Raw genomic sequence first — 2,335 nt, forward strand, 5'->3', positions numbered from 1 at the left:
TATTAATTTAGCTCATTTTAAATTAGCAGTATAAGGCTATGTATGCAGTAGCAACACTGTTTGCATAATGCGCTATCGGTTCCTTATTTTACTTTTAAAATCTATAACTCACGACACAAATTAAAAGTGGAAATATTATTATTTAACCAATTTCACCTAGTGAGGGGCTGATCGTTGCCTTTATCGAAGTTAATGCTACGCTAGTTGAATTGATGGAGCATCTTAAATAAGATGACTTCCTCGGATAGATAAATATTTCGCACATAAGGATAATATGCGAAATATTTAATCTGGCCAATGCCAATTAGGCGCATCTAATATTCCCTGCCCCTTTACAAAAGTCTGGCTATTCTGTTTTTCTAATTCAATGATTTTACAATCAGAATGCTTTTTTAGTATATCGATTAATGGCTGAGAATGTGAAATCACCCAAATTTGTGAATACTGGGAAGCATAAAGGATTAACTTCACTAAAGCAGGTAAAACATCGGAATGAATACTATTTTCTGGCTCATTAAGCACCATTAATGTTGGTGGACGTGGCGTTAATAGAGCCGCTACCCACAGAATAAAGCGTAATGTGCCATCGGATAACTCAATGCCGGTGAGCGGCCTTAACAAGCCTTTTTGATGAAAAGCTAATGAAAATAACCCCTCATCATTCCATGATACCCCTAACTTACTACCAGGAAATGCGTGATCGATTATTCGGTTAAGGGTTTCATAATCACCAATTTCAATAATGGTTTGGATCGCCGCAGCAACATCACTGCCGTCATGACTAAGGACCGTTGTTCTTGTCGCGAACTGCGGTATGCGGGCTGGAGCAGCGGCATCCGTACGAAAATGATCATAAAAACGCCAATTTCGGATCATTTCACGTGTCTGGAAAATTTCGGCAACGTCCATTGGATTGGAAAAAGAATCAAAAATCGTATCATAATTAGGGATATATTGAGTTATAGTGTGCCACCCTTTATTATTTCTTACCCTTAGTACTGGTCCTTTGCGTTGAACAGAACAGCTTACAAGACGGTAATGTGGCCCACTAAAAATACACTCATGTTTAATTTCAGGATCGAAGTCAAAAGCACTCTGGTATGGAACAGGCTTGCCTAATGAAATCGTATAACCTAAGCCATCCGTTGAAAACCCAAGCTTTAATCTTGAGCATTCCATAGTGCTACTATAAGATAATTTTTTTTGAGAACCCGCCCAAAATGCAGAAGATAACCCTCCTTCACTTATCAGTGCATTATTAACTCCATTAGTGGCGCTATTCGCCAATAACCTTAACGCTTTATATAAATTGGATTTACCGCTACCATTAGGGCCTGTAATAATATTTACAGTATTTAATGAAATCGCTAAACTTCGGATGGAACGATAATTGGTAATGGCTAGTGTTTTAAGCATATATTACTCGGATGATAAAGTTACTTTCGTATCAGACAAAATAAATGATCATAATCTAGTAGTTGGAAAAAGCCGAGCGATAACGCTCGGCAAGGAAAGAAAATTTAATCAACACAAGAGGCGTAACCAACTTGTCTAGTTCCCTGTGTCTGTGTGCTAGGTGTGACATCTAAAGTGATAATATCGACGAAAAAATCTATATTAGCAGCCATATCTGCTTGATCTGTCCAATACCAATAACTAGTGTCCCATCGATAGATTAATACTTCTTTAACACCATGGATTGACCGAATCTCAGTCGGGGTCGGTAATCTTTTTCCTGAACTTTTACAAAAATTCACTGCCTCGGAGTGTGACAAATGAACGCTCTCTGGGGCATAAAACGTTAGACCACCTACTTTGATCTCTGATAACCTAAACGAGGTATGAATGCCCTCAGTTTTACCATCAATACTTGCCGACATATAAATAGATTCTTTGTAAAAATGTGTGATCTCTACTTTCGCTTTGCCATCAGCATCTGTCTCTATATCTTGATCAAATTTTGGAAAATTAGTACTTCCTGATGCTTCAAATCTAACGGTATAGTTTGGCAATGGATCACCTTTACCATCAACGACAGTAGCAACGACTATATTCTTATCCTTTCCATTTGACTGCGCATTATTCTGAGTCACTTCAATTTTTTGTAGAACAGCATAAACACTAAAGTCCACATTAACCGTTTTAGAATCAGCACCAAAAGTCGCGGTAATGGTTTTTCTACCAGAACGTGAACTCTTAATTTTAACTACTGCCTTACCGCCAATATCTGTCGTGACACTGCTATTACTCAAACTCGCATCACCTGTCACTGCAAAAGTAACAGATTGTCCTACAACCGGGTTACCGTATGCATCCTTCACCGTAGCCGTTACAC

General features: G+C 38.3%; 2 protein-coding genes. Both read right to left on the reverse strand.

Annotation, left to right across the window (positions count from 1 at the left end):
* Positions 1 to 285: 285 nt before the first annotated feature.
* Positions 286 to 1,416: an AAA family ATPase gene (locus AACQ17_RS08995; protein ID WP_094167549.1), complete on the reverse strand. Its 1,131-nt coding sequence runs from the start codon at positions 1,414 to 1,416 to the stop codon at positions 286 to 288.
* A 104-nt stretch (positions 1,417 to 1,520) separates the two neighbouring features.
* Positions 1,521 to 2,335, reverse strand: an 815-nt coding sequence (locus AACQ17_RS09000; protein ID WP_170935138.1) for an Ig-like domain-containing protein, incomplete at its 5' end; no start/stop codon positions are given.

This window comes from Vibrio sp. V10_P2A27P122, assembly GCF_963874335.1.
Classification (GTDB): Bacteria; Pseudomonadota; Gammaproteobacteria; order Enterobacterales; family Vibrionaceae; genus Vibrio; species Vibrio anguillarum.

What these genes read in the sequence shown, in the direction of transcription:
- AACQ17_RS08995 (WP_094167549.1), bottom strand. Translation starts at nt 1,416, where the DNA reads ATGCTTAAAACACTAGCCATTACCAATTATCGTTCCATCCGAAGTTTA.